Raw genomic sequence first — 26505 nt, 5'->3', positions numbered from 1 at the left:
CCACGCCCATGCTGTCCCCCCTCACCCACGACGACCCCGTCGCGCTCGGCGGTCACCGCCTGCTCGCCCGGCTGGGCAGCGGCGGCATGGGCACGGTGTACCTGGCCCGCTCGGCCGGCGGCCGCACGGTCGCGCTCAAGACCATGCGCGCGGCGCTCGCCGCCGACCCGGCCTTCCGCAGCCGTTTCCACCTGGAGACCAACGCGGCACGGATCATCGGCGACCGCCACGGCGCGGCGGTCTTCGACGCCGACCCGCTCGCCGAGACCCCGTGGCTGGCGACCGAGTACGTCCTCGGCCCGCCCCTCGACGACGCCGTCGCCCTGTGCGGCCCGCTGCCCGAACCCACCGTCCGCGCCCTGGGCGCCGCCCTCGCCGGCGCGTTGGGCCAACTGCACTCCTCGGACGTGGTCCACCGGGACCTGAAGCCCTCGAACATCATGGTCACGGCGTACGGCCCGAAGGTCATCGACTTCGGCATCGCCCGCGCGGCCGGCACCACCCACCTGACCGGCACGGGCGCGACGACCGGCACGCCCGCCTTCATGTCGCCGGAGCAGGCCACGGGCCAGGAGCACGCCCCGCCGGGCGACGTCTTCGCCCTCGCGGGCGTCCTCACCTTCGCCGCCACGGGCCGGGGCCCCTTCGGCACGGGCGCCCCGGCGGACCTGCTCTACCGCGTCCGCTACGCCGAGCCGGACCTCACCGCCGTCCCCGCGTCCCTGGCCCCGCTGCTCGGCCGCTGCCTCGCCAAGGACCCCGCCCTGCGCCCCACTCCGGCGGAGCTGGCCGCGGTCCTCCACGACGGTCACGGCGACTTCGCGGACCACCTCCCGCCCCTGCTGCTCGCCGACATCGCCCGCCGCGCGACGGAGGTCTGGCGGCACGAGCCGCACCGCCTCCCGGAGCCTTCGAGCGACCCGTACGCGGAGACGGTCCCGGCGGCGCGCCGGATGTCCCGCCGCGGGCTGCTGGCGTTGGGCGGCTTCTCCGTGCTGGGTTCCGGGGGCGCGGCGCTCGGCGTCCGGTCCTGGCTGTCGGCCGGCGAGCCGTCCGGCGGCGACGGGCCACCGCCGGAGCCGAGGCTCGCCGCGTCGCCGCCCTCGCTGTGGGAGAAGAAGGTGTGGACGGGCGACGAGGAGCAGCGGGGCTTCCCGCTGCTCGTCGGCGAGGACGTGGCCACGGTGGTCGGCCTGGGGATCGCCGGGCTCGTGCCGCGGACCGGCAAGGACGCGTGGTTCTGCAACGTGGACACGGTGTCGCGCCTCGTCACCGCGGGCCCCGAGGGCATCTACCTCGTCCCGGACTCGACCGCGGGCCACCAGGACTTCGCCGTCCACACCATCGACAGGGATAACCCCAGGGAGCCAGGGCCGGCACTCGTCACGCTCAAGGGCCTCAACGCCAATATGAGCATCGCTCAACTGCTGGGCGTCTCCGACGGCATGCTGTACGCCGTGGCGGGCCAGGGGACGTACACCTCGGTGCTCACGACGTACCTGCTCGCCATCGACGTACGCCGGCGCAAGGAGGTGTGGCGGCAGGAGGTCTCCCACCCCCAGCGCGACGAGAAGTTCGGCATCACCCCGTACGTCCTCACCTCGGCCGTGCGCGGGGACCGGCTCATCACCTTCGAGCTCACCGGTGACGAGCGGCGCACGCAGGTCACCGCGCGCGACACGAAGACCGGTGAGACGCGCTGGTCGCGGCTGCTCGACGTGAAGCGGCAGGACGTGTACAAGAGCCCGCTCGCCGTGGACGAGCGGTGCGTCTACGTCCCCGGCGTCCCGCTCGCCTCCCTCCGGCTGTCCGACGGCAAGCCGGTCTGGGAGCTGCGGGGCAAGGAGCCCTTCGGCGCCCCGGCCGTCCGGGACGGCGTCGTCTACGCCGCTTCCGAGGGGCGGCTGGTGGCGGTGAGCGCCGCCGGAGGGAAGGTGCTCTGGGAGGAGAAGGAGCTCCCCGACGCGGAACCCGACCTGTCGGTGCCGCCGGTGGTCGGTGAGAAGTACGTGTACAGCAAGGTCGCCAAGGGGCTCAGCGCGGTGGACCTCCGCACGCACCGGGCCGCCTACGTCTTCCAGACCACCGCCGACCGCCTCGTTCCCCGGGAGCGGGAGGGGCTTCTCTTGGCCGCGGGTGAGGGTTTCCTCATCTGCCTTCCCCTCCAGTGAGCGCAGGACCGTGAACGCAGAGACCAGGACACCGCTTCCCCTGCTCCCCCTCTCCACCGGCGACCCCCTGCGCCTGGGTCCGTACCGTCTCGTCGGCGTGCTCGGCGAAGGCGGCATGGGCAAGGTCTACCTGGCGGGCGATCACAGTGGCCGCCCGGCCGCGGTGAAGGTCCTGCGCCCCGAGCTGGCGCACGACCGGAACCTGGCGCAGCGCTTCGTCCGCGAGGCGCACACGGCGCAGGCCGTCACGAGCAGGGGCGTCGCCCGGGTCCTGGCGGCGCAGGTGGAGGGCGGACGGCCGTGGATCGCGACCGAGTTCCTCGCCGGTCCGACACTGGACCAGGCCGTCACCGCGTACGGCCCCCTCGGTGAGGACGCCGTCCGCGCGCTGGCCGCGGCCCTGGCCCGTACGCTGCAGGACGTCCACGCCGCCGGCCTGGTCCACCGGGACGTCAAGCCCTCCAACATCGTGCTGACGGCGGACGGTCCGCGCCTGATCGACTTCGGCATCGCCCGCCCGGAGCACGGCCTCACCCTCACCACCACCGGCCAGATCCCCGTCACCCCGGGCTACGGGGCTCCCGAGCAGGTGCTCGGGCACCGGGTGACGCCGGCCGCGGACGTGTTCTCCCTGGGTGCCGTCCTCGTCTTCGCGGCGAGCGGCCGACCGGCGTACGACGGCCCGTACGTCGCCGCCGTCCAGTACGCCGTGGTGCACGGGCAGCCGGACCTGGGCGGCCTTCCGCCCCGGCTCCAGCAGCTCGTCGGCCCGTGCCTGATGAAGGACGCGGCCCTTCGTCCGTCACCGGAGGGGATCGCCAAGGCGTTCGCGCCGCCGGCGAGCGCGCGCCGCGTCTGGCGCCACGGCCCGTGGGCCGAGGACGTCAAGCGGCGGGAGGCCGCGACCCGGCGGCTCACCGCCGTCGCCCGGCCGGCCGCGGGCCCGGCGACGTCGCGCCGCCGCTTCCTCGCGCTGTTTGGCATGGGCGGTGCCGTCGTCCTCGCGGGCGGCGGGGCGTCCGCCTGGTGGCTGACCCGGCGTGACGCGACCGCCCTGCCGCCCGCCGGGGACGCGCCGGAGGCGACTCCCCTGCGGGCGGGCGAGTACAGCGAGGGCCTCACGCCGCAGCCGCTGTGGACGGCGCGGAAGGCGGCCGCCACCGGTGCGCTGCCCACTCCGGTGGTCCTCCGCGATGTGGTGGTCTTCGCCGCCGCGGGCGGCGGGGTGGCGGCCCATACGGTGACCGACGGGAAGCGGAAGTGGTCCCTCCCCGGGGTTGCGGCGCGCGCTCGCCAGCTGCCCCTCGACCGGGACCTCTTCGTGGCCGCCGACGCGGACGGCGCGCTCCTGGCCTTCGACGCGTCCACCAGCGAGCGGAAGTGGTCCACGGACGCGGATGTCGCCCTGCTGCTGGCCACGAGCGGCGACGCCGTCTTCGTCCTGACGCGCGACGGACGGCTCCGCGCGGTCGACAGCGCCACGCGGAGCGTCCGCTGGACCGTACCGGCCAGGGCGGGCGCGACGGGCGACCCCGGCCCGCAGGCCGTCCACGGCTCGGGGCGTCTGGTCGTCTCCGGCACGGACGGCAGCGTCTTCGCCCTCGACGCCGCCACCGGCCGCGAGGTCTGGCGCGCCGACGCCCAGGCCACGGGGCCCCTCCTGCCCGCGGTCGACGGCGACACCGTGTACCTCGGCGGCCGTACGCTCACCGCGCGCGGGCTGGCGGACGGCCGGGAGATCGCGTCACTGCCCGCGAGCACCCCTGGAGAAGACCACGGGTGGCTGGGGGCCGCCGGCACTGGACGACGACGGGGTCACCGCCCACGACGGAGGTCTCCTCTACCGGTTCGAGAAGGACCTGACCAGGAGCGAGCTGTGGATGAAGGACACGGCGGCGACCCGGCCCGTCCTGGTCCCGCCGGTGATCCAGGGCAACTGCATCTGGGTCGTCGAGGGCGAGAAGGACCCCGTCGACGGCGGTGTGTCGGCCTTCGACAAGGCCGAGCAGACGCGCATGTGGACCTTCCGGCCGGACGACCACGGCCCTTGGGCGGTGGCGGCCGGCGGCAACCGCGTGTTCCTGGTCAGCCGGGGAGACGTGACCGCCATGCCCGTGTTCTGACGCCGTCCCGGGCACGGCGGCTCACACGGTTACGCCTTGGGCACCGCGACCGCCGCCTGGGGGCGGATGGGCAGCCGGTTGACGGGGCGGCCCGTGGCGGCGCGGACGGCGGAGGCCACGGCGGCCGGGGAGGTGACCACCGGGACGGCGCTGGCGGCCTTGGCGCCGAACGGCGCCACCACGTCGCGCTCCTCGACGAGCTTGACGATGCGGATGTCCGGGGCGTCCAGGGACGTCGGCAGGGCGTAGCCCGTGAGGTCCGGGTGGCGGACGAGGCCCCGGGGGGTGCGGAGGTTCTCGGTGAGGGCCGCGCCGATGCCCTGGGTGACGCCCGCCTCGATGCGGGTGGCGAGCTGGGCGGGGTTCAGCACGCGGCCCACGTCCTGGGCGACCGCCATCTCGACGACGCGGACGGAACCGATCTCGACGTCGACGTCGACGACGGCGCGGATGGCGCAGAAGGCGAGGCCCACGAAGGCGTCGCCCTGGCCCGCGTCGTCGAGGGGTTCGGTGGGGTGGGGGCGGCACTGGGCGGTGGCCCAGAGCTCCTTGCCGTCCAACGCCTCCATGACGGTGGTGGACAGGACCCCGTCGTACGAGGTGATCTTGCCGTCCGTGATCTGGAGCAGTTCGGTGGACATGCCGAACTTGTGGGCCAGCGGCTGGAGGAGCTGCGTGCGCACCATCTTGGCGGCGCGTTCGACCGCGCCGCCCGAGACCCAGGTGTGGCGGCCGTGCGCGGCGGGGCCGGCCGGCGGCTGGTCGGTGTCGACGGAGGCGACGTGGACCTCGTCGACGCCCAGGATCTCCTGGACGATCTGGCGGGCGAGGGTGGAGAAGCCCTGGCCGGTCTCGACCGCCGCGCAGATGACGGTGGCCACGCCGTCGTGGACCTTGACCGTGGCCGTGGAGACCTCGTCCGTGCCCTCGGCGCCGAGCATGTGGACCATGCCGAGCGCGTACCCGACGCCCCGCCGTACGGCGCCCGGCTCGCCCGCGCCCTCCGGGCCGCCGGGGAGCAGCCAGCCGTCCTCCAGGGAGCCCTCGGGGAGGTCGGGGAGCGGGAAGTCGCGGACGGCCTGGAGGAGTTCGGCGACGGGCGCCGGGCAGGTGACCGTCTGTCCCGTGGGGAGGATGTCGCCGGTGGCCATGGCGTTGCGCAGGCGCAGGTCGGCCGGGTCCAGGCCCAGCCGCGCGGCGAGCTTGTCCATCTGCGCCTCGTACGCGGCGCAGACCTGCATCGCGCCCTCGCCGCGCACGTGGCCGGAGGGCGGGTTGTTGGTGCGGACGGCCCAGCCCTCGATGAAGGCGTGCGGCACGACGTACGGGCCGCAGGCGAAGGCGACGGCCGCGGCGAGGGACTCGGAGGAGGCCTCGGCGTACGCGCCCGCGTCGAGGAGGATCTGCGCCTCGACCTTGACCAGGCGGCCCTCGGCGTCGGCGTGGTGGCGGTAGCGCAGCAGTGTGGGGTGTCTGTGCGCGTGGCCGAGGAAGGACTCCTCGCGGGTGGCGGCCAGTTTGACGGGGCAGCCGGTGCGCAGGGCGAGCAGCCCCAGCGGGATCTGGAAGCCGGGGTCCTCGCGGTCGCCCATGGCGCCGGGGACGCCGGTGACGACGACCTTGACCTGTTCGGGTGCGAGGCCGAAGCAGGCGGCGGCCAGGTCCCGGTCGGTGTGCGGGTCGGTGGAGGCGGTGTAGATCTCCACGCCGCCGTCCGGGCGCGGCACGGCGAGCCCCGCCTCGGCGCCGATGGGCGCCGGGTCCTGGCGGCCGATGCGGTACAGGCCCTCGACGATGACCTCGCCGACCGCCTCCGGGTCGCCGTAGCGCAGCGGGATGTGGCGGATCAGGTTGCCGTCGGGGTGGAGGGGCGGCGCCGCGAAGGCCTTCTCCGGGTCGGTGACCGGGTCGAGGAGTTCGTACTCGACCGCGATGGCGGCGGCGGCCAGGCGGGCGGTGTCGGGGTGGTCGGCGGCGACCGCGGCGATGGCCTCGCCGTGGTGGCGCACGAGGTCGGAGGCGAAGACGGGGCGGTCGGCGACGGTGCGGCCGTACGTGGCGGCGCCCGGCACGTCGGCGTGCGTCACGACGGCGCGGACGCCCGGCATCTCGGCCGCGGCGCTGGTGTCGATCGACACCACGCGCGCGTGGGCGTGCGGCGAGCGCAGGACGGCCGCCCACAGCAGGCCCTCGGCCCACAGGTCGGAGGCGTACGGGAAGGTGCCCTCGGTCTTGGCGCGGGCGTCGGCGGACGGGAGCGACGCGCCGAGCCCGTGGGTCGGCACCTCCTGCTGCGGGACCTGGGGGGCGTCGACCGCCGGGATGGCGGTGGCCGCGTCGTTGCTCACGCCATGCCTCCGTCGTGCGGGTGGGGAACCTGGTGCGGGATACGGGCCGTGTCGGCCGCTTCGGCGGCCGCTTCGGCCGCCGCGGCGGCGGAGGCGGCGCGCTCGGCGGCCACCTCCCGTACGGCGTCGAGGACGCCGCGGTACCCGGTGCAGCGGCAGAGGTTGCCGCACAGCGCCTGGCGGGCCTGCAGTTCGGTCGGGGCGTGGTTGCCCTCGAGCAGGTCGTGCACGGTCATGGCCATGCCGGGGATGCAGAAACCGCACTGGACGGCACCGCACGTGGCGAGGGCCCGCTGCACGTCGGAGGGCTCGCCGTTCACGGCGAGGCCCTCGACCGTGCGGACCTCGCTGCCGGCCGCGGTGGCCGCGGGGACCAGGCAGGAGGCGACGAGGCGGCCGTCGACCTGGACGTTGCAGGCGCCGCACTCGCCCTGCGAGCAGCCGTCCTTGGCGCCGGCGAGGCCGAGGCGCTCGCGCAGCACGTAGAGCAGCGACTCGCCGATCCACGCCTCGGAGACGGGGCGGTCGGTGCCGTTGACGCGCAGGACGTACGAGACGTGGGGGTGCTCGTCGCTGTCGGCGGTGTGGGGCGGCGCAGCGGCTTCTTCCCGCGGCTCCGGTTCCGGCTCCGGCTGCGGCTCCGGCTGCGGCTCCGGGGCCTGTTCCTCCTGCGGTTCCGGCTCCGGTTCCGCCGCCGGCCCGGGCTCGGCGGCGGGGACGGGCTCGGCCTCCGGCTCCGGTTCCTGCGGCGTCGCCTCCACGGGCGCGGGTGCGGGCTCGGGCGCGGGCTCCGGCTCGGTCACCGGCTCCGGGGTCGCCCAGGGCGCGGGGGCGCCGCCCGGCAGGGTGGCCGGCGGGTTGCCGCTCGTCCACTGCGAGGCCAGCACTGAGGCCGCGAACTCGCCCGATTCGTCCGGGATATCCCCTTGTGCGACCGGAATCGTCCACTGTCCGGTCAGCTCGGTGGGCGCGGCCTCCGGGGCGGCGGGAGCGGCCGGCGGGGCCGGGAAGCTCCACTGCGCGGTCGCGTTCGGGTCGTGCGCCGCCCACGCCTCCGCCGGGACGTAACCGTGCCCGGGGGCCTCCAGCGGGGCCCCCTCGCCCGTCAGTTCCGGCGGCAGCTGGACGAAGGCGGTCGCGTCACCGTCGTACTCGCCCTGCGGCGTCGGCCGCCAGCCGCCGTACTCCGGCCCGTACGGCTGCTCGTTCTCGTGCTCGTTCTCGCCGGTGGTCACGACAGCGCCCTCCCCAGTGCTCGTCGGGCCAGCGCGGCGACCGTGCGCCGCAAGTGCAGTACGGCGGGCGGCAGCTGCTCCCCGCCCTCCGGCGGATCCGGGATGCACGCCGCCGCGACGTACTCCCCGAACGCCGCCAGGGCCTCCGGAACCAGCCCCCGGTCGCCGTCCCAGTCGATCAGCGACGCGATCCAGCGCTCGGCCTCCAGCGGCCGCAGCGGCATCGGGGCGATGGCGCCCACCGCGCAGCGCACGCCGCGCCGCGCCGGGTCCAGGACGAGCGCGACGGACGCGGTGGCGCGGCCGGGTCCGGTCCGGCCGGTGGCCTTCAGGAAGACCTGCGGCGCGTGCAGCAGGGGTACGCGGACGAAGCCGACCAGTTCGCCCGGCGCGAGCAGCTCGCGGCCGGCCAGCAGGTACGACACCGGGATCTCGCGCGTACCGCCCGGGCCCGCCACGACGAGGTCCGCCTCCAGGGCGGCCAGCACGGGCAGAGAGTCACCGGTGGGCGCGGCGCTGACGATGTTGCCGCCGAGGGTGCCCGCGTTGCGGATCTGGGGCGGTCCGGCGGCGCGGGCGGCGGCGGCGAGCGCGGGGATGAGCGCCGCGAAGTCGGGGCGGCCCATGCGCGCGTGGGTGAGACCGGCGCCGAGGAGGGCGTGGCCGTCCTGGTACTGCCAGCCGCGGATCTCGTTGATGCGGCCGAGTCCGACGAGGCCCGCCGGGCGGAGCTGGCCCTTGTTGACGGCGGCCATCAGATCGGTGCCGCCCGCTACGGGCACGGCGGCGGGCATGGCCGTGAGCGCCGCCACGGCCGCGTCGAGCGTGGCCGGCAGCGTCACGGACTGCGCCGCCTGCGGTGCGTGCGTGGTCAACCCAGCTGCCCCTTCCCGGTGTCCCCGGATGTCCCCGGCTGTCCCGCCTGTGTTGCCGTACCGTACGTGCTCACAGAGCCGACGTGGCAACTCTGGCACATCTTCCGGGCTGCTCGACGCGAGGGTCCGCGAAGGGCGCATCCGCCCCGGACGTCCCGTGACCTGCGGGATGAGCGGGTTTGCCGCGCGATCGGCGGCAGGTGCGGATTGCGACGTCATTGCCACTTCTCGGCGACCTTGTACGGCTTGTTCCGGACGGCCTCCACCGTGGCAGGCGGCGGGTGCGCGGCGGGCTCCGTTCGGGCCGGGCTCACACGTTCGGGGGCGGCCCCTCGATCGGGCGTCCGAGGCTGCCTTTCATTCCTTCTGGGGCGGGGCGCCGCTGCCACGGCAACGGGCCGCCGGGCGGCCGGTAGTCGACGCCGAGCGCGTCCAGGCGCCTGTAGTGGGCGCCCATGCGGCGTTCGAAGTCCGCGAAGTCGCGTTCGGCGGGGGCCGGGAGGCCGGTGGACCAGGCGACCTCGGCGAACGCGGCGAGGCGGGGGAAGACCTGGTAGTCGACGCGGGCGCGGGTCTCCATGGCCTCGGTCCAGGCGTTGGCCTGGGTGCCGATGACGTGCGCGGCGGCCTCCGGGGAGAGTCCCGGCGGTACGGGGTCGAAGCGGTAGACGTCCTCCAGGGTGCGGACGTACCCGATGGGCACGGGCTCGTCGGGGCCGCCGTGCTGCCGGTGGTCGAGGTAGACGTGCTGTTCGGGGCACATGACGACGTCGTGGCCGGCCTCGGCGGCGGCCATCCCGCCGGCGTACCCGCGCCAGGAGGCGACGGTGGCGCCGGGCGCGAGGCCCAACGATGTCGTCTCGCCTCCGGGCGCTCGTACCCCCTGTCGACGTTCCTCGTCGCGCGGTCGCTCGTGCCTCGCTCCCTCCTCCTCGTCGCTTTCGACAGGGGCGCGCCCTTTGGCTCGACTCCCGCCCTCCAGGATCTCGTCCCAACCGATCAGGCGGCGGCCCCGCTCCGCCAGCCAGCGGTCGAAGTGGCGGATGAACCAGGACTGGAGCTCGTACTCGTCCGCCAGTCCGAGCTCCTTGATGCGGGCCTGTGCGGTCGGGGACGCCTTCCACTGGTCCTTGGGGCACTCGTCGCCGCCCAGGTGGATGTACGGGGAGGGGAAGAGGTCGAGGACCTCCTCCAGCACCTCCTCGAAGAAGCGGAGGGTGGTGTCGGTGGGGGCGAGGACGTTCGGGTTGACGCCCCAGGTGTCCCAGACGGTCAGGGCGCTCGTGTCGACGACGTCGGTGTTGCCGAGCTCCGGGTACGCGGCGATGGCGGCCTGCGCGTGGCCGGGGAGGTCGATCTCCGGGACGACGCGGACGTGCCGCTCGGCGGCGTACGCGACGATCTCGCGGATGTCGTCGTGCGTGTAGAAGCCGCCGTGCGGGGTGTCGTACCAGAGCTCCGAGGCCCGGTGCCCCCGCTTCGTCCGCGGCCGCCAGGCGCCGACCTCCGTGAGGCGGGGGTGGCGCTGGATCTCGACGCGCCAGCCCTGGTCGTCGGTGAGGTGGAGGTGGAGGACGTTGAGCTTGTGGGCGGCGAGGAGGTCGACGTAGCGCAGGACGTCGTCCTTGGGGAGGAAGTGGCGGGCGACGTCGAGCAGGAGGCCGCGCCAGGGGAAGCGGGGCGCGTCCTCGATGACGACCGTGGGCACGTACCAGTCCCGGCCGCGCGGGCCGATGGGCGCCCTGCGGTACGCGTCGGGACCGAGGAGCTGCCGGAACGTCTGGGCGCCCCAGAAGACGCCCGCGGCGCTGCCGCCCTGGATGCGCCGGGCGTACCCGTCGACGACGATGCGGTACGCCTCGGGTGCCAGCCCCGGTTCGATGCTCAGCACGATGCGGTTGTCGTCGTCGTTCCCGTCCGGGAAGGGGAGCCCGGTGGCGGCGCCGATCGTGGCCCGGAACCAGCGCGCGACGCCCTCGGTGCCCGGCTGGGCCTCCAGTTGGGTGTCCGTGTCGAGGGGGTCGAGGCCGGGGGGCGGCACCTCCCGGGAGCGGGAGGGGGCGGGGATCAGGTCGAGGGGCTCCATGGGTCAGTCCTTCACCGCGCCGCCGAGCCCGGACACCAGGCGGCGCTGTACGAGTACGAAGAAGACCAGCACCGGGATGGTCATCACCGTCGACGCGGCCATGATGCCGCCCCAGTCGTTCTCGTCCGGCTTGAAGAAGACGAGGAGCGCCATGGGGAGGGTTGACTGGGAGGTGTCGCTGATGAGGAACGACTTCGCGAAGAGGAAGTCGTTCCAGGTGGAGATGAAGGAGAAGACGCTCGTCGCGACGAGCCCGGGGAAGACCAGCGGGAAGAGGATCCGCCACAGGAAGCGTCCCCGGCTCGCGCCGTCGAGGTACGCGGCCTCCTCCAGCGCCTCGGGGACCGCCTTGACGAAGCCGCGGAGCATCCAGATCGCGAAGGGGAGGGAGAACGCGAGGTGCGGCAGGATCAGCGAGCCGAGGGTGTTGAGCTGCCCGAGGTCCCGCATCAGGAAGAAGAGCGGGATGGTCAGCGCCTCGATCGGGACCATCTGCGCGACGAGGAACATCACGAGCAGCGTCGTACGGAAGCGGAACCGGAAGCGGGTGACGGCGGTGGCCGCGAGGAAGGCGATGAGCGCGGACGCGACGACGACGGCGGAGGCGACGAGGAGGCTGTTGAGGAAGTAGCGCCCGAAGTCCTCCTGTTGGAAGACGCGGCGGAAGGAGTCGAGGGACGGGGAGAGCGTCCAGGGGCGGGCGTCGGTGGACTGGATCTCGCCGGCCGGCTTGAAGGCGGAGAGGACCATCCAGTACAGGGGGAAGGCGACGACGCCCGCGACGAGGAGGGCGGCGGCGTCGGCGACGAGGCGTCCGGGCGCGCGGGGGCGGAGGCGGTTCACAGCTCGCCTCCCTGGCGGCGCAGCAGCCGCAGGTACACCAGCGTGACGGCGAGCAGGATCAGCAGCATGACGACGCCGATGGCCGAGCCGAGGCTGTACTGGGAGGACGCGAAGGCCTTCTGGTAGGCGTACACGTTGAGGACGAGGTTCTGGCCGGCGATGCCGCCGCCGTTGGTCATGACGTAGATCTGCGTGAAGACCTTGAAGTCCCAGATGACCGACTGGATGGTGACGACGGCCAGGATCGGCCGCAGCAGCGGCGCGGTGACGGAGCGCCAGGTCCGCCACTGCGAGGCGCCGTCGAGCGCGGCGGCCTCCAGCACCTCGGCGGGGATGGCCCGGATGCCCGCGTAGACGGTGATCATCACGAACGGGAACGAGCACCACACCACCTCGAAGAGGACGAGCGCGAAGGCGCTGTAGCGGCCGTACGTCCACGAGAAGTCGCCGAGGCCCAGCAGCCGGTTGACGGGCCCGAAGTCGGGGTCGAACAGGAACACCCACACGGTGGACCCGGTGACGGCGGGTGTCGCCCAGGCGCCGAGCGCGGCGAGCATCAGGGCGAGGCGCGGTACGGCGCGCACGCGCGTGAGGAGGACGGCGAGGCCGCAGCCGACGGCGAGGGTGGCGGTGACGCAGGCGGCGGCGAACAGCACGGTGGCGAGGAGCACCTGCCGGAACTGCTCGTCGCGGAAGAGGGCCGCGTAGTTGCCGAACCCCTGGAAGGAGGTCGGTTCGCCGCCGCTGACCTGCGCCTGGGTGTACTCCAGGAAGGAGATGAGCCCCAGTTGGTAGACGGGGTACACGAGCAGCCCCGCGAGCACGATCAGCGCGGGCGCGAGGTACAGCCACGGCGCCCCTCCCCCACGGCCGTTCACGGCGCTCAACGCGTCGCCGCGAACGCCGCGTTCATCTTCTCCGCCGCGTCGTCCGCCGCCGTCGCCACGTCCTTACGGCCGCTGACGATCTCCTGGAACATCGTCGGCAGCACCAGGGACGCGTCGATCCGCCCCCAGGCCGCCGATGCGGGGACGAACTTCGTCCCGGACGCCAGCGTGTCGACGAAGGGCTTCAGGGCCGGCTCCCTCTTCGCGGCCGCCGCGCGTACGTCGGTGTAGGTCGGCAGGAAGCCCATCGCGTCGAAGAGCTCGTTCTGGGTCGCCTTCCCGGCCAGGGACTTCAGCAGCTCGACGGCGAGCGTGCGGTGCGAACTGCTCTTCAGCACCCCGAGGTTGTTCCCGCCTGCGAACGCCGGCGCCACCGATCCGGGACGTACGCCCGGCAGCGGGACCACCGCGTACGCGTCCTTCACCGTCCCCGCCTCGACGGCCGCCCGGCTGAAGTCGCCGCCGATCGCCATGGCCGCCTTGCCGGAGGCGAACGCCGTGACCGTCGCGTTGCCGCCCATCGAAGCGCACGTGGCGGCCGGGCAGTTGTCGTCGCCGAAGAGCGAGGTGTACGCCGCGATGCCCCTGCGCGCTGCCTCGCCGTCGAGGGCGGAGGTGTACGAGCCGCCGCGCGCCACCGCGAGTTCGCCGCCGTGCGCCCAGATGAAGGGCAGGGCGCCGTACGTGTACGCGCCGCCGACGGCGATCCCGTACAGCCCGGGCTTCGCCTGCCGGATGCGCTTGGCCGTCGCGATCAGCTCCTGCTGGGACCTCGGGACCGGAAGGCCCAGCTCCCGGAAGACGTCCGTGCGGTAGTACAGCGCCCGTACGCCGACGAAGAGCGGCGCCCCGTACACCTTCCCGTCGACCGTGACGGAGGCGCGCGCCGTCGGGTCGGTGTCCTTGGTGTCGGGCCAGGCGGCGAACTCCGCACTGATGTCGGCGAGTCCGCCGTCCGCCACGTATCCGGCGGTGTCGGTGTTGCCGTACTCGACGAGGTCGGGGGCGCTCGCCGGGTCGTTGAAGGCGGCCTTGATCCGCTGCGCGCGGGTGTCGACGGGGATGTACTCGACCCGGACGTCCGTGCCCGCGTGCCGCTTCTCGAAGGCGGCGACGGCGGCGTCGACGACCCGTTCCTTCGGTGTGTTGTTCACCTCACGGAAGAGCCAGACGCGCAGGGTGCCGCTCTTCTCGTCCTTCTTCGGGGCGGTGCCGGAGGTCTGCGGGGCGCAGGCTCCGGCGAGCAGTAAGGACACCAGGGCGGCGGCCGCGGCCGCCAGGCGGGGTATCCGGGCGGGAAGCTTCACGGGCAGGGGTCCCCTCCGAGGCGGCGACAGCGGCAGCGTTGCACCATGCGCAACGGGCGTTTCGTGCTGCACAACACACGCAGGAGGGTAAAGCGGCCCCGATGGGCCCCACAAGAGGTCTGAACCAGTCAGGGGCGACGGGAACGGCAGGAGCGGGCGGAACACGACGGAGCCCCCGGGTGCGCACGTCACGCGCGCTCCCGGGGGCTCCGGCCCCGACCCGTACCGGTCGGGTTACTTCTTGTCCTTGCCGCCCTTGTCCTTGTCGCCGCCGGCGCCCATGGACTCGTAGATCTCCTTGCACATCGGGCAGACCGGGTACTTCTTCGGGTCGCGCCCGGGCACCCAGACCTTCCCGCACAGCGCCACCACGGGAGTGCCGTCGAGGGCGCTCGCCATGATCTTGTCCTTCTGGACGTAGTGGGCGAAGCGCTCGTGGTCGCCGTCGCCGTGCGACACCTGCGGCGTCGGCTCGACGAGGGTTCCCGTACCTGCCCCGCGCTCGGGCTCAAGAGTGCTCATGAGCTCCAAGGGTACCCCCGCGCGGACAGCGACCGAAGGAGTCAGTTCAGCGACGGGTCGTCCAGATACGTCGCGATCATCGCCAGCTCGCTGCGCTGCCGCCGCAGCACCTCGCGCCACAGGTTCTCGGGCCGCGGCGACGAGACGTCGCCCGGTTCCGAGTCGACGACGAACCACGCCCCGCCGGCCAGCTCCTCCTCCAGCTGGCCCGGGCCCCAGCCCGCGTACCCGGCGAAGATCCGCAGCGAGCCGAGCGCCGCCGCGAGCAGCTCCGGCGGGGTCTCCAGGTCCACGAGCCCGATCGCGCCGTACACGCGCCGCCAGCCCAGCGGGCCCTCGTCGCCCGGGATCACGGCGAGGCCGAGCGCCGCGTCCAGCGAGACGGGCCCGCCCTGGAAGACGACGCCGGGCTCCCCGGCCAGCGGGGCCCAGGGTTCCAGGATGTCGCCGACGCCGACGGGCGTCGGGCGGTTCAGGACCACGCCGAGCGACCCTTCGTCGTCGTGGTCGAGCAGCAGCACCACCGCGCGGTCGAAGTTGGGGTCCACCAGCGCGGGGGTGGCCACGAGCAGCCGTCCTGTGAGCGAGGACACCTCGGTCATGCCGACATGATCCCGCACTTCGGGCCGGAGCGGGGGGTCGAGGGACAGGCCGACTCCGGCCACCCGGGGACGGCCCGTGGCTGGAAGTGGACCGTAACCCTCCGCAAGGGCGGGAAAGCAGAGGGTGTTGTGCCGAATTCATTACATCTGACTGAGCCCCTCGCCCTACCGGTACAGGGTCCGAAGCCCCTTACCCTTTTCCCTGGCCCCCTGCCCCTGACTCCCGGAACGCGAGATTCATGACCGGCACAGACGATGTACTGCTTGTCCACGGCGGAACCCCGCTGGAGGGCGAGATCCGCGTCCGCGGCGCGAAGAACCTCGTGCCCAAGGCGATGGTCGCCGCCCTGCTCGGCAGTGAGCCGAGCCGCCTGCGCAACGTGCCCGACATCCGTGACGTCCGGGTGGTGCGCGGGCTGCTGCAGCTGCACGGCGTGACCGTGCGTCCCGGTGACGAGCCGGGCGAACTGGTCCTGGACCCGACGTACGTCGAGTCCGCCAACGTCGCCGACATCGATGCCCACGCGGGCTCGTCGCGCATCCCGATCCTCTTCTGCGGTCCGCTGCTGCACCGCCTCGGCCACGCCTTCATCCCGGGCCTGGGCGGCTGCGACATCGGCGGCCGGCCGATCGACTTCCACTTCGACGTGCTGCGCCAGTTCGGCGCGACCATCGAGAAGCGGGCGGACGGCCAGTACCTGGAGGCCCCGCAGCGGCTGCGCGGCTGCAAGATCCGCCTGCCGTACCCCTCGGTCGGCTCGACCGAGCAGGTGCTGCTCACCGCCGTACTGGCGGAGGGCGTGACGGAGCTGTCCAACGCCGCGGTGGAACCGGAGATCGAGGACCTCATCTGCGTCCTGCAGAAGATGGGCGCCATCATCTCCATGGACACCGACCGGACGATCCGGATCACCGGTGTCGACAAGCTCGGCGGCTACACCCACCGCGCGCTCCCGGACCGCCTGGAGGCGGCCTCCTGGGCGTCGGCGGCGCTGGCGACCGAGGGCAACATCTACGTGCGCGGCGCGCAGCAGCGCTCGATGATGACGTTCCTCAACACGTACCGGAAGGTGGGTGGCGCCTTCGAGATCGACGACGAGGGCATCCGCTTCTGGCACCCGGGCGGCGCGCTCAACGCGATCGCCCTGGAGACGGACGTGCACCCCGGTTTCCAGACCGACTGGCAGCAGCCGCTGGTGGTGGCCCTGACGCAGGCGGCGGGCCTGTCCATCATCCACGAGACGGTGTACGAGTCCCGGCTCGGCTTCACCTCCGCGCTGAACCAGATGGGCGCGCACATCCAGCTGTACCGCGAGTGCCTGGGCGGCTCGGACTGCCGCTTCGGCCAGCGCAACTTCCTGCACTCCGCGGTCGTGTCGGGCCCGACGAAGCTCCAGGGCGCCGACCTGGTCATCCCGGACCTGCGCGGCGGCTTCTCGTACCTGATCGCGGCCCTGGCGGCACAGGGGACCTCGCGGGTCCACGGCATCGACCTGATCAACCGCGGCTACGAGAACTTCATGGCAAAGCTGGTGGAGTTGGGCGCGAAGGTCGAACTCCCGGCCACCGCCGCGATCTGATCCCGTCCAGCACGGCCCCCGTCACGCACGGGGGCCGTCTGCTTCCCCGCGGCACGCCCGCCCGCCAGGGCCCCCTTGCTGGGGGTCCGGGGGTTATCCCCCGGAAGACACAGCATGGCAAAGCTGGTGGAGTTGGGCGCGAAGGTCGAACTCCCGGCCACCGCCGCGATCTGACGGCGCGTAACGCACCGACCCCGCACAGACGCCGACGGCCCCCGCACCTCGCGGGGGCCGTCGGCGTCTGGCGCGTACAAGGCGCGCACAAGGCCTTCTGCGGGCCTGTACGGGGCCGTGTGCGGACGAACAGAAGGGCGGCCACCCTCGGTGGGGTGGCCGCCCTTCTGTCACGTCTCGTGCCCAGTGGCGCCCGGCCGGTGCGCGGCCGGCGCCCAGGGGGCTTACTTGCCCTTCGCGGCTTCCTTGAGCTTCGAGCCCGCGGAGACCTTCACGCTGTAGCCGGCCGGGATGTTGATCGGCTCGCCGGTCTGCGGGTTACGAGCGGTGCGAGCGGCACGGTGGGTGCGCTCGAAGGTCAGGAAGCCGGGGATGGTGACCTTCTCGTCGCCCTTGGCGACGACCTCACCGATGGTCTCGGCGAGCGCGGCCAGCACGGCGTCGGCGTCCTTGCGGGTCACCTCGGCGCGGTCGGCCAGGGCGGCCACCAGCTCACTGCGGTTCATGTTCTTACTCCCGTGTTCTTTCTGCCTGTGAGGCGTGCCACGCGGCGGAGCCGCATGTTGGGCACAGCGAAGCCGATGCTGCCAGGGCCCTTGGACAGTCCCCGGACCCGGGTCTGCTGTCAGACCCTCGCGCCCGAATACGCATCCTGCCCCCACCAGCGGCGGGAAAGCCAATCCGGCACCCTCCGGAGTCACACGAAAAGCGCCACTGGCCCGTCCTGGTGACGTTGGGTCGATCATGCGGGACTCCCCGGAGCCGAATCGCCACCCTAAAGGCCGACAGGGCGGCTGTACGGCTCCGGGCCCGCGCGGCGCGCCGCGAACCTCCGAGCGCCGACGGTCGGACGGCGGCCTGAGGGCGATCAGAGGGCGATCAGACCGACGACGGCGAGGCGGACGGCACCGTCGCGCCCGCCGCCTTCGCGGCGTCGCGCACGGCGCCCGCGACCGCGCCGGCGACCTTGTCGTTGAAGACCGACGGGATGATGTAGTTCGCGTTGAGCTCGTCCTCGGTGACGACCCCCGCCAGGGCGGTCGCCGCCGCGAGCATCATCTCGGTGTTGACGGTGCGCGACTGGGCGTCGAGCAGGCCGCGGAAGACGCCCGGGAAGACCAGCACGTTGTTGATCTGGTTGGGGAAGTCGGACCGGCCGGTGGCGACAACTGCCGCCGTCTGGCGGGCGATTGCCGGGTCCACCTCGGGGTCGGGGTTCGCGAGCGCGAACACGATGGCGTCGTCCGCCATGGCCGCGACGTCGTCGCCGCCGAGGACGTTCGGGGCGGAGACGCCGATGAAGACGTCCGCGCCGGCCACGGCCTGCTTGAGGGTGCCGGTGACGCCCTCGGGGTTGGTGTTGTCGGCGATCCAGCGCAGCGCCGAGTCGGGGTCGGCGGAGACGAGGTCCTCGCGGCCCGCGTGCACCACGCCGTGGATGTCGGCGACGACGGCGTGCTTGACGCCCGCCGCGATGAGGAGCTTGAGGATGGCCGTACCGGCGGCGCCGGCGCCCGACATGACGACCCGTACGTCGCCGATCGCCTTGCCGACGACGCGCAGGGCGTTGGTCAGGGCGGCGAGGACAACGATGGCGGTGCCGTGCTGGTCGTCGTGGAACACCGGGATGTCCAGGGCCTCCCGCAGCCGCGCCTCGATCTCGAAGCAGCGGGGCGCGGAGATGTCCTCGAGGTTGATGCCGGCGAAGCCGGGGGCGATGGCCTTGACGATCTCGACGATGGCGTCGGAGTCCTGGGTGTCCAGGCAGATCGGCCAGGCGTCGATGCCGGCGAACCGCTTGAAGAGGGCGGCCTTGCCCTCCATGACCGGCAGGGCGGCCTTGGGGCCGATGTTGCCGAGGCCGAGCACGGCGGAGCCGTCGGTCACGACGGCGACGGAGTTGCGCTTGATGGTGAGGCGGCGGGCGTCCTCGGGGTTCTCGGCGATCGCCATGCACACGCGGGCGACGCCCGGGGTGTAGACCATGGAGAGGTCGTCACGGTTGCGGATGGGATGCTTGCTCGCCATCTCGATCTTGCCGCCGAGGTGCATCAGGAACGTACGGTCGGAGACCTTGCCGAGTACGACGCCCTCGATGGAGCGCAGCTTGCCGACGATCTCGTCGGCGTGCGCGGTGGACGTGGCGGCGATCGTGACGTCGATCCGCAGCTTCTCGTGGCCGGATGCGGTCACGTCGAGGCCGGTGACGGAGCCGCCGGAGGACTCCACGGCCGTGGTGAGCTGGGAGACCGCGGTTCCGCTCGCGGGCACCTCCAGCCGGACCGTCATCGAGTACGAGACGCTGGGCGCCGTTGCCATGGCCGAGTTCCTCTTTCCCTAGCTTCGTTGCTGCGCCGCGCCGGCGGGTGGCCGGGCGGAGCCCTCCGATGGTCGCACCTACCTGTGAGTAACAGGTAATAGCGGTCATTTAGTTTTCGGAAACTAACTTCCACCATACGAGAAACCGACCGCTTGGCGGAAGCCCCAAGATCCCCGGACCCAAAAAGCAGCAGGTCCGTGTCATCGTCTGAAGACACGGACCTGCTGCTCATGAACGAAGGGTGGCACCGACCCGCCATGCTCGCCTCGCGGCAAGTGGTCGCTCTAAGCGACTAAGGTTGGGCCCGGGGGCTTGGATCGAGCCGGTGCCACACCCAGGCTAACAAACCACCCCGGGAAGTGATTGCCCCACGGCCGGTTGACGGCGAACAGTCCCGCGCGGATCGGTCGGAACAGCCCCGCGCGGATCAGTCCCGGAGCAGGTCCGGCACCCCGTCCGCGTCCGGCTCGTCGCGCCGCCCGGAGACCACCGTCAGCTGCTGCGTCGCCCGGGTGAGCGCCACGTACAGCACGCGCAGCCCGGCCGGCGACTCGTCGGCGATCTCCGCCGGCGAGACCACGACCGTCGCGTCGTACTCCAGGCCCTTCGCCTCCAGGCTGCCCAGCGCCACCACCCGGCCGCCGAGCTCCTGAAGCCAGCGCGCCGCCTGCCGCCGCCGCTCCATGGCCACCACGACGCCCACGGTGCCGTCCACGCGCTCCAGCAGCCGCCGCGCCTCCTCCCGTACGAGCTCGGCGAGGTCCCCGCCGTCACCGCCGTCCGGCACGGCGACGAAGCGGGGCTCCACGCCCGTCGAGCGGACGGCGCGCGGGGCCTCCATGCCGGGCATGGCGAGCGCCAGCACCTTCGCCGCCAGCTCGGCGATCTCGGCGGGGTTGCGGTAGTTCACGGTCAGCTCGAAGCGGCGGCGCGGCCGGGTGCCGAGCGCCTCGTCGCGCGCCTCGGCGGCCTCGTCCGGCAGCGGCCACGACGACTGGGCCGGGTCCCCGACCACCGTCCAGGTGGCGTGGCGCCCGCGCCGGCCCACCATGCGCCACTGCATGGGCGTGAGGTCCTGCGCCTCGTCGACGATGACGTGCGCGTACTCGGTGCGCTCCTGCGCCAGCCGCTCGGCCCGCTCGCGCTGGGTCTCCTCGCGTACGGGCATGAGCTCCTCCAGGCCCGTGAGCTGGTCCAGCGGGTCGAGCTCCCGCTTCTTGCGGGGGCGCGCCGGGGCGCCGAGGATCGCCTGGAGCTCGTCCAGCAGCGCCACGTCGTGCACGGAGAGCTCCGGGCGGCGCAGGGAGCGGGCCAGGCGGCGCACCTCGCCCGGGTTGAGCACCCGGCGGGCCCAGCGGCCCAGCCGCTTCTCGTCGGCCATGGTGTCGAGCACGCGGCGCGGGGTGAGCTCGGGCCACCAGGCGTCCAGGAAGGCGAGGAAGCTGTCCTCGGTCGTCACGTCCTCGTCGAAGGAGGAGCGCAGCTCGGCGGCGAGCTCCGGGTCGCCCGGGTGCCGCGAGGCCGCGCCCGTCTTGGCGTACAGGGCGTCGAGCAGGAGTCTGCGGGCGCGCGGGCGCAGCAGGTTCACCGGCGCGGTGCCGCCGAGCGCGTTGTGGCGGATGCGGTTCAGCTCGTCGGCCTCCAGCTCCAGGCGCCGTCCGAAGGCGACGACCCGCAGCCGCTCGGGCGCGCCGCCCTGCTCCAGGGCCCCGCGCGCGGCCTTCCGCAGCACCTTGAGCATCCGCGAGGAGCCCTTGACGCGGGCGACGGCCGGATCGTCGTACGCCGTCGCCTCGACGCCGTCGACCAGGCTGCCGACGGCGCGGATGGCCACCTGGCCCTCCTCGCCCAGCGACGGCAGGACGCCCTCGGTGTAGGCGACCAGCAGCGGGGTCGGCGAGACGATCAGGATGCCGCCCGCGTACCGGCGCCGGTCCTGGTAGAGCAGGTAGGCGGCGCGGTGCAGCGCGACCGCCGTCTTGCCGGTGCCGGGGCCGCCCTCGACGTACGTCACGGAGGCGGCGGGCGCGCGGATGACGAGGTCCTGCTCCGCCTGGATGGAGGCGACGATGTCGCGCATGGTGTGGCTGCGGGCCTGGCCGAGCGCGGCCATCAGCGCGCCGTCGCCGATCACCGGCAGCTCGGCGCCGTCCAGCGTCGCGGTCAGCTCGGGGCGCATCAGGTCGTCCTCGACGCCGAGGACCCGGCGCCCCTTGGAGCGGATGACCCGGCGGCGTACGACCCGGCCCGGCTCGACGGGCGTGGAGCGGTAGAAGGGCGCGGCCGCCGGGGCGCGCCAGTCGATGACCAGCGGCGAGTAGTCGGCGTCGAGGACGCCGATGCGGCCGATGTGGAGGGTCTCCCCGATCTCGGCGGTGTTGTCCGGTCCCACGGCGTCGTCGGCGGGCTCGACGGACGTGTACGCGCCGTCGGGGCCCTTCTTGCCGTCCTTGCCGCGGAGCAGGTCGATGCGGCCGAAGAGGAAGTCCTCGTACTCGTTGTTCAGCCGGTTGAGGTGGATCCCGGCGCGGAACACCTGCGCGTCGCGCTCGGCGAGCGCGCCGGGCGTGCCGACCTGGCCGCGCTGGGCGGCGTCGTTCATCAGGAACTCCGCCTCGTGGATCTTCTCCTCGAGGCGGCGGTACACCTGGTCCAGGTGGTCCTGTTCGATACCGATCTCGCGGTCACGGACCGTATCGACACCACCGACGGCTTCCTGCGCGGCCACCGAGGCCCCCTTCTGACGTGCATTGGGCAGCCGTCGAGCCTACGCCAGGGGGACCGCGAATGTCAGGCGGGTACCGTCACGAGCCGGTTCCCTTCGAACGTCCTCACCTCGAAGTGATCGATGTCGTCGCGCTCCATGGCGGCGCCGCCGTGGACGTACAGCGGGTTCCTGGCCGCCTTGTCGGGGCTGTCCGGGATGCCGTACCCCCACTTCGGGACCGACCAGGAGGTGATGATCTCCTCCTCGCCCGTCTTGGAGACGGCGATCAGATTGCACTTGAGCGGGCCCTTGACGTTCTTGAGCTCCAGCACGGTGTGCGTGCCCCAGGCCTTGCGCTCGGTGCCGACGGTGGCGCTGACCTTGGTGGTGGCGTCGACCGCGGACTCCTTCTGCTCCATGTGGTGGAAGAAGGCGTCCTCGGCGGGGCTGGTCGGGTGCGGGTCGAGGGCGACGGCGGGCCGCGAGTCGTCGCCGGACGAGGTGACGACCACCGCGGTCGCCGGCCCGGCGATGATCAGGGCGGCCGCGGCGGCGACCAGATAGCGCGTACGGCGCCGGCGCTGGGCGCGCTTGGCGGCGACCTCGTCGACGATCCGGTCGAACAGCCGTGTCTCCCCGCCGCGCAGTGGCTCGGGCGGGGGCAGGCTGACCGGCTGGGCGGACGGTCCGGGACCCTCCGCGAGCATGGCCAGCATGGGCTCCATCCCGGAGAACTCCTCCAGGTGGTGGGCGCACACCGGGCAGCCGGCCAGATGCGTTTCGAAGGCGGTGGCCTCGGCGTCGTCGAGAATTCCGAGCGCGTACGCGCCGACGGCGTCGTGCACCGACTCGTTCTCGTACGTCGTCATGCCGAGATCCCCCTCTCCTCCAGCGCGAGCTTCATGGAACGCAGTGCGTAGAACACCCGGGACCGGACGGTCCCGCTGGGTATGCCGAGCGTCTCGGCAGCCTCGTTGACCGTACGCCCCTTGAAATAAGTCTCGACCAATACTTCCCGGTGGGCCGGGCTCAAATCGTCGAGCGCGTCAGAGAGCGTCATCAGCCACAACGCCTTGTCGATCTCGTCCTCCGCGGGCATGACCTCGAGCGGCGACGGGTCGACCTCCTGCGGCCGGGCCTGCCGGCTGCGGTGGCCGTCGATGACGATGCGCCGGGCGACCGTCACCAGCCAGGGTCGGACGGAGCCGGTTGCCCGGTTGAGCTGACCGGCGTTCTTCCAGGCACGGATGAGTGTCTCCTGTACGACGTCCTCGGCGCGCTGGCGGTCGCCCGCGACGAGACGCAGTACATAGGCGAGCAGGGGGCCGGCGTGTTCACGGTAGAGCGCACGCATCAACTCCTCGTCCGGGACGGAGGTGTTGTCGTTGCGTGGCGGCACAGCGCGATGCCGGGCCCGATGCGCTCCCCGACGGTCATCGGCCACGGCGGCATCCTTGCGCACCTGCACCTCCCGGTCGAGACCCTGTCTGAGTCGTTGTCGTTCATGACTACGGAGGCGGGCCGGATTCTGCTCAACGCGCGCGGAATCTTTTTTCGTTGGCTTCCGCTCTTACGCCTGCGGCGGCGGGTCGTTGTGGAGAATCCGCTGGTAGAGGTGGTGGTCGCGCCACGCGCCGTCGATGTGCAGATAGGCGGGTGCCGTTCCGATCCGCTCGAACCCGCTCTTGGCCAGGACGCGTTGGGAGGCGGTGTTGGCGAGGACGGTGGCCGCCTCGATCCGGTGCAGCCCGAGCTCCTCGCGGGCGGCCCGGCACACCTCGCCGACGATCCGGGTGGCCAGCCCGCGCCCGGTGTGCGCGGCGTCGACCCAGTAGCCGAGGAAGGCGCTGCGGAAGGGGCCGAGCGCGATCCCGGAGAGCGTGGCGCAGCCGATGACGCCCTCCTCGTGGCGGGCGAGCCACATCCGGCTGTTGGGGGCGGTCAGCCGGGCGTACTGCTCCGCGGCGGTGTAGTACGCGTCGGTCCGGCGCGGCTCCCAGGGGCGCATGGCGGCGCGGTTGCGGGCGAGGGCGTCGGCGAGCGCGGGGGCGTCGGCGGGCTCGGCGGGGCGGATGAGGATCGTCATCCCGCCACCGTAGAACCCCTCACGGGTGCTACTCGCCCGCGTACTTGGCGTCCCCGCCCGGGTCCAGGGCCAGCCGGTAGCCGCGCTTGACGACCGTCTGGATGAGCTTCGGCGCGCCGAGGGCCGCACGGAGGCGGGCCATCGCCGTCTCGACGGCGTGTTCGTCGCGGCCCGCGCCCGGCAGGGCGCGCAGCAGGTCGGCGCGGGAGACGACCCAGCCGGGGCGGCGGGCGAGCGCGTGCAGGAGCGACATCCCCGCCGGGGGCACGGGCCGCAGGTCGCCGTCGACGAGGACGGCGTGGCCCCGGATCTCGATGCGCCGCCCGGCGACCGGCAGCGTACGGGCCCGGGCCGGGAGCTCCTGGCAGAGCAGCTGCACCAGCGGTCCGAGGCGGAACCGCTCGGGCTGCACGGTGTCGATGCCGTGCGCCTGGAGCGGCAGGGCGGTGACGGGTCCCACGCATGCGGCGAGCACCCCGTGGTGCAGCGCGTCGAGCAGTTCGGGCAGCAGGCCCCGGCTCTCGGCGCGGGCCAGCATCGAGGCGCCCGCCGGCGCGCTGGTGAAGGTCACCGCGTCCAGGGAGCGGGCCACGGTGGCGTCGATCAGCCGGTCCAGCGGCGCGAGGTCCTCGGGCGGCATCCACCGGTAGACCGGGACGACCACGACGTCCGCCCCGGCGTCCCGCAGCGCCTCCACGAACCCGGGCAGCGGCTCCCCGTGCAGCTGGAGCGCGATGCGCTTCCCGGTGACGTCCTGGGCGAGGAGCCGCTCCAGGACCTCGGCCATGGAGTCCGAGGCGGGCGACCAGTCCTCGGTGAGCCCGGCGGCCCGGACGGCGCCCTTGACCTTGGGGCCCCGGGCGAGGACCTGCGCGCCCCTCAGGCGGGCGAGCAGGTCGTCCCCGTACCCCCAGCCGTCCGCGGCCTCCAGCCAGCCGCGGAAGCCGATCGCGGTGGTGGCGAGCACGATGTCGGGGGCCTGGGCGATCAGGCCCTTGGTGGCGTCGAGGAGCTCGGCGTCGTCGGCGAGCGGCACGATCCGCAGCGCGGGGGCGTGCAGGACCGACGCGCCGCGGCGCTGCAGCAGCGCGCCGAGCTCGTCGGCGCGGCGGGCGGCGGTGACGCCGACCGTGAAACCGGCGAGGGGGCCGTGGGCGGGACCATGCGGGGGAGCCTGCTCTTGCTCGTGCATGACACCAGAGGGTGGCAAGGGTGCGTGACGGTCCTGGTTCGCCGAGATTTCTCCCCCGTTACGGACGCCCCCGGCAGTCATGTCCCGCTCACACCTCGGAGTAGCTGAGCTGCCGCTGCGCCGGGACCTCGGCCGGACGGCGAAGGTATACCGCCCAGGTGACGGCCAGGCAGGCCGCGTAGTAGGCGAGGAAGGCGACGAAGGCCGCGGTGCCGGTGCCGCCCGCCTGGAAGGACTGGCGGAAGGCGAGGTTGATGCCGAGCCCGCCGATCGCGCCGACCGCGCCGATCAGGCCCATCGCGGCGCCGGAGAGCCGGCGCCCGTACGCGTCGGCCTCCTCGTTCGCGAGCCCGAGCCCGTACGCCTTCCGCGTGAAGACCGCAGGGATCATCTTGAACGTGGAGCCGTTGCCGATGCCGCTGAGCACGAAGAGCGCGGTGAAGCCGATCAGGAAGACGGGGAGCGACTCCGTGACCGAGGCGTAGACGACGACCCCGGTGGCGGCGGCCATGCCGGCGAAGGTGGTCAGGGTGATGCGAGCACCGCCGTGCCGGTCGGCGAGGGACCCGCCGAAGGGGCGGATCAGCGAGCCGAGGAGCGGCCCGAGGAAGGTGAGGGACGCCGCCTGGAGCGGCGTACGGCCGAACTGCGTCTGCAGGACGAGCCCGAAGGCGAAGCTGTAGCCGATGAAGGAGCCGAAGCAGCCGATGTAGAGGAACGCCAGGATCCAGGTGTGCGGGGCCCGGACGGCCTCCTTGACGGCGCCGGTGTCGTTCTTCACGGGCGCCAGGTTGTCCATGTACAGCGCGGCGCAGACGGCGGCGACGACGATCAGCGGGATGTACACGCCGAGCACGATCCTGGGGTGGGCCGCGCCGGCGACGCCGATGACCAGCAGGCCGACGAGCTGGACGACGGGCACGCCGATGTTGCCGCCGCCCGCGTTCAGGCCGAGGGCCCAGCCCTTGCGGTGGAGCGGGAAGAAGGCGTTGATGTTCGTCATGGAGGAGGCGAAGTTGCCGCCCCCGACCCCCGTGAGCGCGGCGACGAGGAGGAAGGTGGTGTACGAGGTCCCCGGCTCCATCACCGCGAACGCCGCACCCGTCGGCAGCAGGAGCAGCAGCGCGCTGAAGACCGTCCAGTTGCGGCCGCCGAAGCGGGCGACGGCGAAGGTGTAGGGGATGCGGATCACCGCGCCGACCAGCGTCGCCACCGCGATCAGGAAGAACTTCCCGGCCGGGTCGATCCCGTACTCCGGTCCCATGAAGAGGACCATCACCGACCACAGCGTCCACACCGAGAACCCGATGTGCTCGGAGAAGACGGAGAAGTACAGGTTGCGCCGGGCGACCCGCTCCCCCTCCTCCCGCCAGAAGGTCTCGTCCTCGGGGTCCCACCGCTCGATCCACCGGCCGCGCATCGCGTACCTCCGCTGCTGTCAGGTCCT

19 protein-coding genes and 2 pseudogenes are annotated in these 26505 nt (G+C 73.1%); 4 read left to right on the top strand and 17 right to left on the bottom strand.

The features are described from left to right. Positions 1-8: 8 nt before the first annotated feature. The 3 genes and pseudogenes from ACZ42X_RS17610 to ACZ42X_RS17600 all read left to right on the top strand — a co-directional run bounded on the left by ACZ42X_RS17610 (position 9) and on the right by ACZ42X_RS17600 (position 4294). A complete protein-coding gene (locus ACZ42X_RS17610; protein ID WP_468290372.1) occupies positions 9-2171 on the top strand; it encodes a protein kinase domain-containing protein in 2163 nt (720 codons plus the stop codon). Positions 2172-2286: 115 nt separating this feature from the next. Then, positions 2287-3876 (top strand): annotated as a pseudogene (locus tag ACZ42X_RS17605) (serine/threonine-protein kinase); the annotation flags it as partial. Between the two features lie 175 nt (positions 3877-4051). After that, positions 4052-4294, top strand: coding sequence for a hypothetical protein (locus tag ACZ42X_RS17600; protein ID WP_468290369.1), 243 nt, complete (start codon positions 4052-4054; stop codon positions 4292-4294). Between the two features lie 29 nt (positions 4295-4323). Here the strand turns inward: ACZ42X_RS17600 and ACZ42X_RS17595 are convergent, their stop codons facing one another. From ACZ42X_RS17595 to ACZ42X_RS17555, 9 genes and pseudogenes are all read right to left on the bottom strand, one after another. After that, positions 4324-6642: a xanthine dehydrogenase family protein molybdopterin-binding subunit gene (locus ACZ42X_RS17595; protein ID WP_468290366.1), complete on the bottom strand. Its 2319-nt coding sequence runs from the start codon at positions 6640-6642 to the stop codon at positions 4324-4326. Continuing rightward, positions 6639-7877 (bottom strand): (2Fe-2S)-binding protein, encoded by a 1239-nt coding sequence (locus tag ACZ42X_RS17590; protein WP_468290364.1) that lies wholly within the window; start codon positions 7875-7877, stop codon positions 6639-6641. The genes ACZ42X_RS17595 and ACZ42X_RS17590 overlap by 4 nt, the downstream gene beginning before the upstream one ends. Further along, positions 7874-8752, bottom strand: coding sequence for an FAD binding domain-containing protein (locus ACZ42X_RS17585; RefSeq protein ID WP_468290361.1), 879 nt, complete (start codon positions 8750-8752; stop codon positions 7874-7876). Before ACZ42X_RS17585 ends, ACZ42X_RS17590 begins: the two co-directional genes overlap by 4 nt. Before the next feature lie 310 nt (positions 8753-9062). After that, a complete protein-coding gene (locus ACZ42X_RS17580; RefSeq protein WP_468290359.1) occupies positions 9063-10838 on the bottom strand; it encodes a beta-N-acetylhexosaminidase in 1776 nt (591 codons plus the stop codon). 3 nt (positions 10839-10841) lie between these two features. Beyond that, on the bottom strand, positions 10842-11681 hold the full coding sequence (locus tag ACZ42X_RS17575) for a carbohydrate ABC transporter permease (RefSeq protein ID WP_468290356.1): 840 nt from the start codon (positions 11679-11681) through the stop codon (positions 10842-10844). Beyond that, positions 11678-12625 (bottom strand): annotated as a pseudogene (locus tag ACZ42X_RS17570) (carbohydrate ABC transporter permease); the annotation flags it as partial. The pseudogene ACZ42X_RS17570 and the gene ACZ42X_RS17575, both read right to left, overlap by 4 nt. After that, on the bottom strand, positions 12565-13875 hold the full coding sequence (locus ACZ42X_RS17565; RefSeq protein WP_468290353.1) for an extracellular solute-binding protein: 1311 nt from the start codon (positions 13873-13875) through the stop codon (positions 12565-12567). The pseudogene ACZ42X_RS17570 and the gene ACZ42X_RS17565, both read right to left, overlap by 61 nt. Positions 13876-14109: 234 nt before the next feature. Continuing rightward, positions 14110-14397: a DUF3039 domain-containing protein gene (locus tag ACZ42X_RS17560; protein WP_063835429.1), complete on the bottom strand. Its 288-nt coding sequence runs from the start codon at positions 14395-14397 to the stop codon at positions 14110-14112. A 41-nt stretch (positions 14398-14438) separates the two neighbouring features. Then, positions 14439-14999: a YqgE/AlgH family protein gene (locus ACZ42X_RS17555; RefSeq protein ID WP_468290350.1), complete on the bottom strand. Its 561-nt coding sequence runs from the start codon at positions 14997-14999 to the stop codon at positions 14439-14441. Positions 15000-15238: 239 nt separating this feature from the next. Between ACZ42X_RS17555 and murA the strand changes: the two genes are divergently transcribed. Further along, a complete protein-coding gene (murA, locus tag ACZ42X_RS17550) occupies positions 15239-16579 on the top strand; it encodes a UDP-N-acetylglucosamine 1-carboxyvinyltransferase (protein ID WP_468290348.1) in 1341 nt (446 codons plus the stop codon). 398 nt (positions 16580-16977) lie between these two features. Here murA and ACZ42X_RS17545 read toward each other — a convergent pair whose 3' ends face one another. From ACZ42X_RS17545 to ACZ42X_RS17510, 8 genes are all read right to left on the bottom strand, one after another. After that, a complete protein-coding gene (locus ACZ42X_RS17545; RefSeq protein WP_023588435.1) occupies positions 16978-17259 on the bottom strand; it encodes an HU family DNA-binding protein in 282 nt (93 codons plus the stop codon). Positions 17260-17632: 373 nt separating this feature from the next. Further along, the gene (locus tag ACZ42X_RS17540; protein WP_468290345.1) at positions 17633-19072 is read right to left on the bottom strand and encodes an NAD-dependent malic enzyme; all 1440 of its coding nucleotides are present in this window, start codon (positions 19070-19072) and stop codon (positions 17633-17635) included. 428 nt (positions 19073-19500) lie between these two features. After that, a complete protein-coding gene (locus tag ACZ42X_RS17535; protein ID WP_468290342.1) occupies positions 19501-21801 on the bottom strand; it encodes a HelD family protein in 2301 nt (766 codons plus the stop codon). Positions 21802-21863: 62 nt separating this feature from the next. After that, positions 21864-22649: a zf-HC2 domain-containing protein gene (locus tag ACZ42X_RS17530; protein ID WP_468290339.1), complete on the bottom strand. Its 786-nt coding sequence runs from the start codon at positions 22647-22649 to the stop codon at positions 21864-21866. Then, positions 22646-23248 (bottom strand): sigma-70 family RNA polymerase sigma factor, encoded by a 603-nt coding sequence (locus ACZ42X_RS17525; RefSeq protein WP_355363460.1) that lies wholly within the window; start codon positions 23246-23248, stop codon positions 22646-22648. The genes ACZ42X_RS17530 and ACZ42X_RS17525 overlap by 4 nt, the downstream gene beginning before the upstream one ends. A 102-nt stretch (positions 23249-23350) precedes the next feature. After that, positions 23351-23866 carry a GNAT family N-acetyltransferase gene (locus tag ACZ42X_RS17520; protein WP_468290334.1) on the bottom strand — a complete coding sequence of 172 codons (516 nt, stop codon included), beginning with the start codon at positions 23864-23866 and terminating at the stop codon, positions 23351-23353. A 28-nt stretch (positions 23867-23894) separates the two neighbouring features. After that, positions 23895-25058 carry a uroporphyrinogen-III synthase gene (locus tag ACZ42X_RS17515; protein WP_468290331.1) on the bottom strand — a complete coding sequence of 388 codons (1164 nt, stop codon included), beginning with the start codon at positions 25056-25058 and terminating at the stop codon, positions 23895-23897. Between the two features lie 88 nt (positions 25059-25146). Beyond that, positions 25147-26478, bottom strand: a complete 1332-nt coding sequence (locus ACZ42X_RS17510; protein WP_468290329.1) for a nitrate/nitrite transporter — start codon at positions 26476-26478, stop codon at positions 25147-25149. Positions 26479-26505 lie beyond the last annotated feature (27 nt).

Source organism: Streptomyces sp. NPDC030862 (assembly GCF_055571835.1).
Note: the sequence above shows the minus strand (reverse complement) of the source record. Positions and strands in the feature narration are given on the sequence as shown.

Coding starts and splice junctions, on each gene's coding strand:
- ACZ42X_RS17530 (WP_468290339.1), bottom strand. CDS start 22,649: ATGACGACGTACGAGAACGAGTCGGTGCACGACGCCGTCGGCGCGTAC.
- murA (WP_468290348.1), top strand. CDS start 15,239: ATGACCGGCACAGACGATGTACTGCTTGTCCACGGCGGAACCCCGCTG.
- ACZ42X_RS17580 (WP_468290359.1), bottom strand. CDS start 10,838: ATGGAGCCCCTCGACCTGATCCCCGCCCCCTCCCGCTCCCGGGAGGTG.
- ACZ42X_RS17510 (WP_468290329.1), bottom strand. CDS start 26,478: ATGCGCGGCCGGTGGATCGAGCGGTGGGACCCCGAGGACGAGACCTTC.
- ACZ42X_RS17560 (WP_063835429.1), bottom strand. CDS start 14,397: ATGAGCACTCTTGAGCCCGAGCGCGGGGCAGGTACGGGAACCCTCGTC.
- ACZ42X_RS17540 (WP_468290345.1), bottom strand. CDS start 19,072: ATGGCAACGGCGCCCAGCGTCTCGTACTCGATGACGGTCCGGCTGGAG.
- ACZ42X_RS17600 (WP_468290369.1), top strand. CDS start 4,052: ATGAAGGACACGGCGGCGACCCGGCCCGTCCTGGTCCCGCCGGTGATC.
- ACZ42X_RS17520 (WP_468290334.1), bottom strand. CDS start 23,866: ATGACGATCCTCATCCGCCCCGCCGAGCCCGCCGACGCCCCCGCGCTC.
- ACZ42X_RS17515 (WP_468290331.1), bottom strand. CDS start 25,058: ATGCACGAGCAAGAGCAGGCTCCCCCGCATGGTCCCGCCCACGGCCCC.
- ACZ42X_RS17555 (WP_468290350.1), bottom strand. CDS start 14,999: ATGACCGAGGTGTCCTCGCTCACAGGACGGCTGCTCGTGGCCACCCCC.
- ACZ42X_RS17610 (WP_468290372.1), top strand. CDS start 9: ATGCTGTCCCCCCTCACCCACGACGACCCCGTCGCGCTCGGCGGTCAC.
- ACZ42X_RS17545 (WP_023588435.1), bottom strand. CDS start 17,259: ATGAACCGCAGTGAGCTGGTGGCCGCCCTGGCCGACCGCGCCGAGGTG.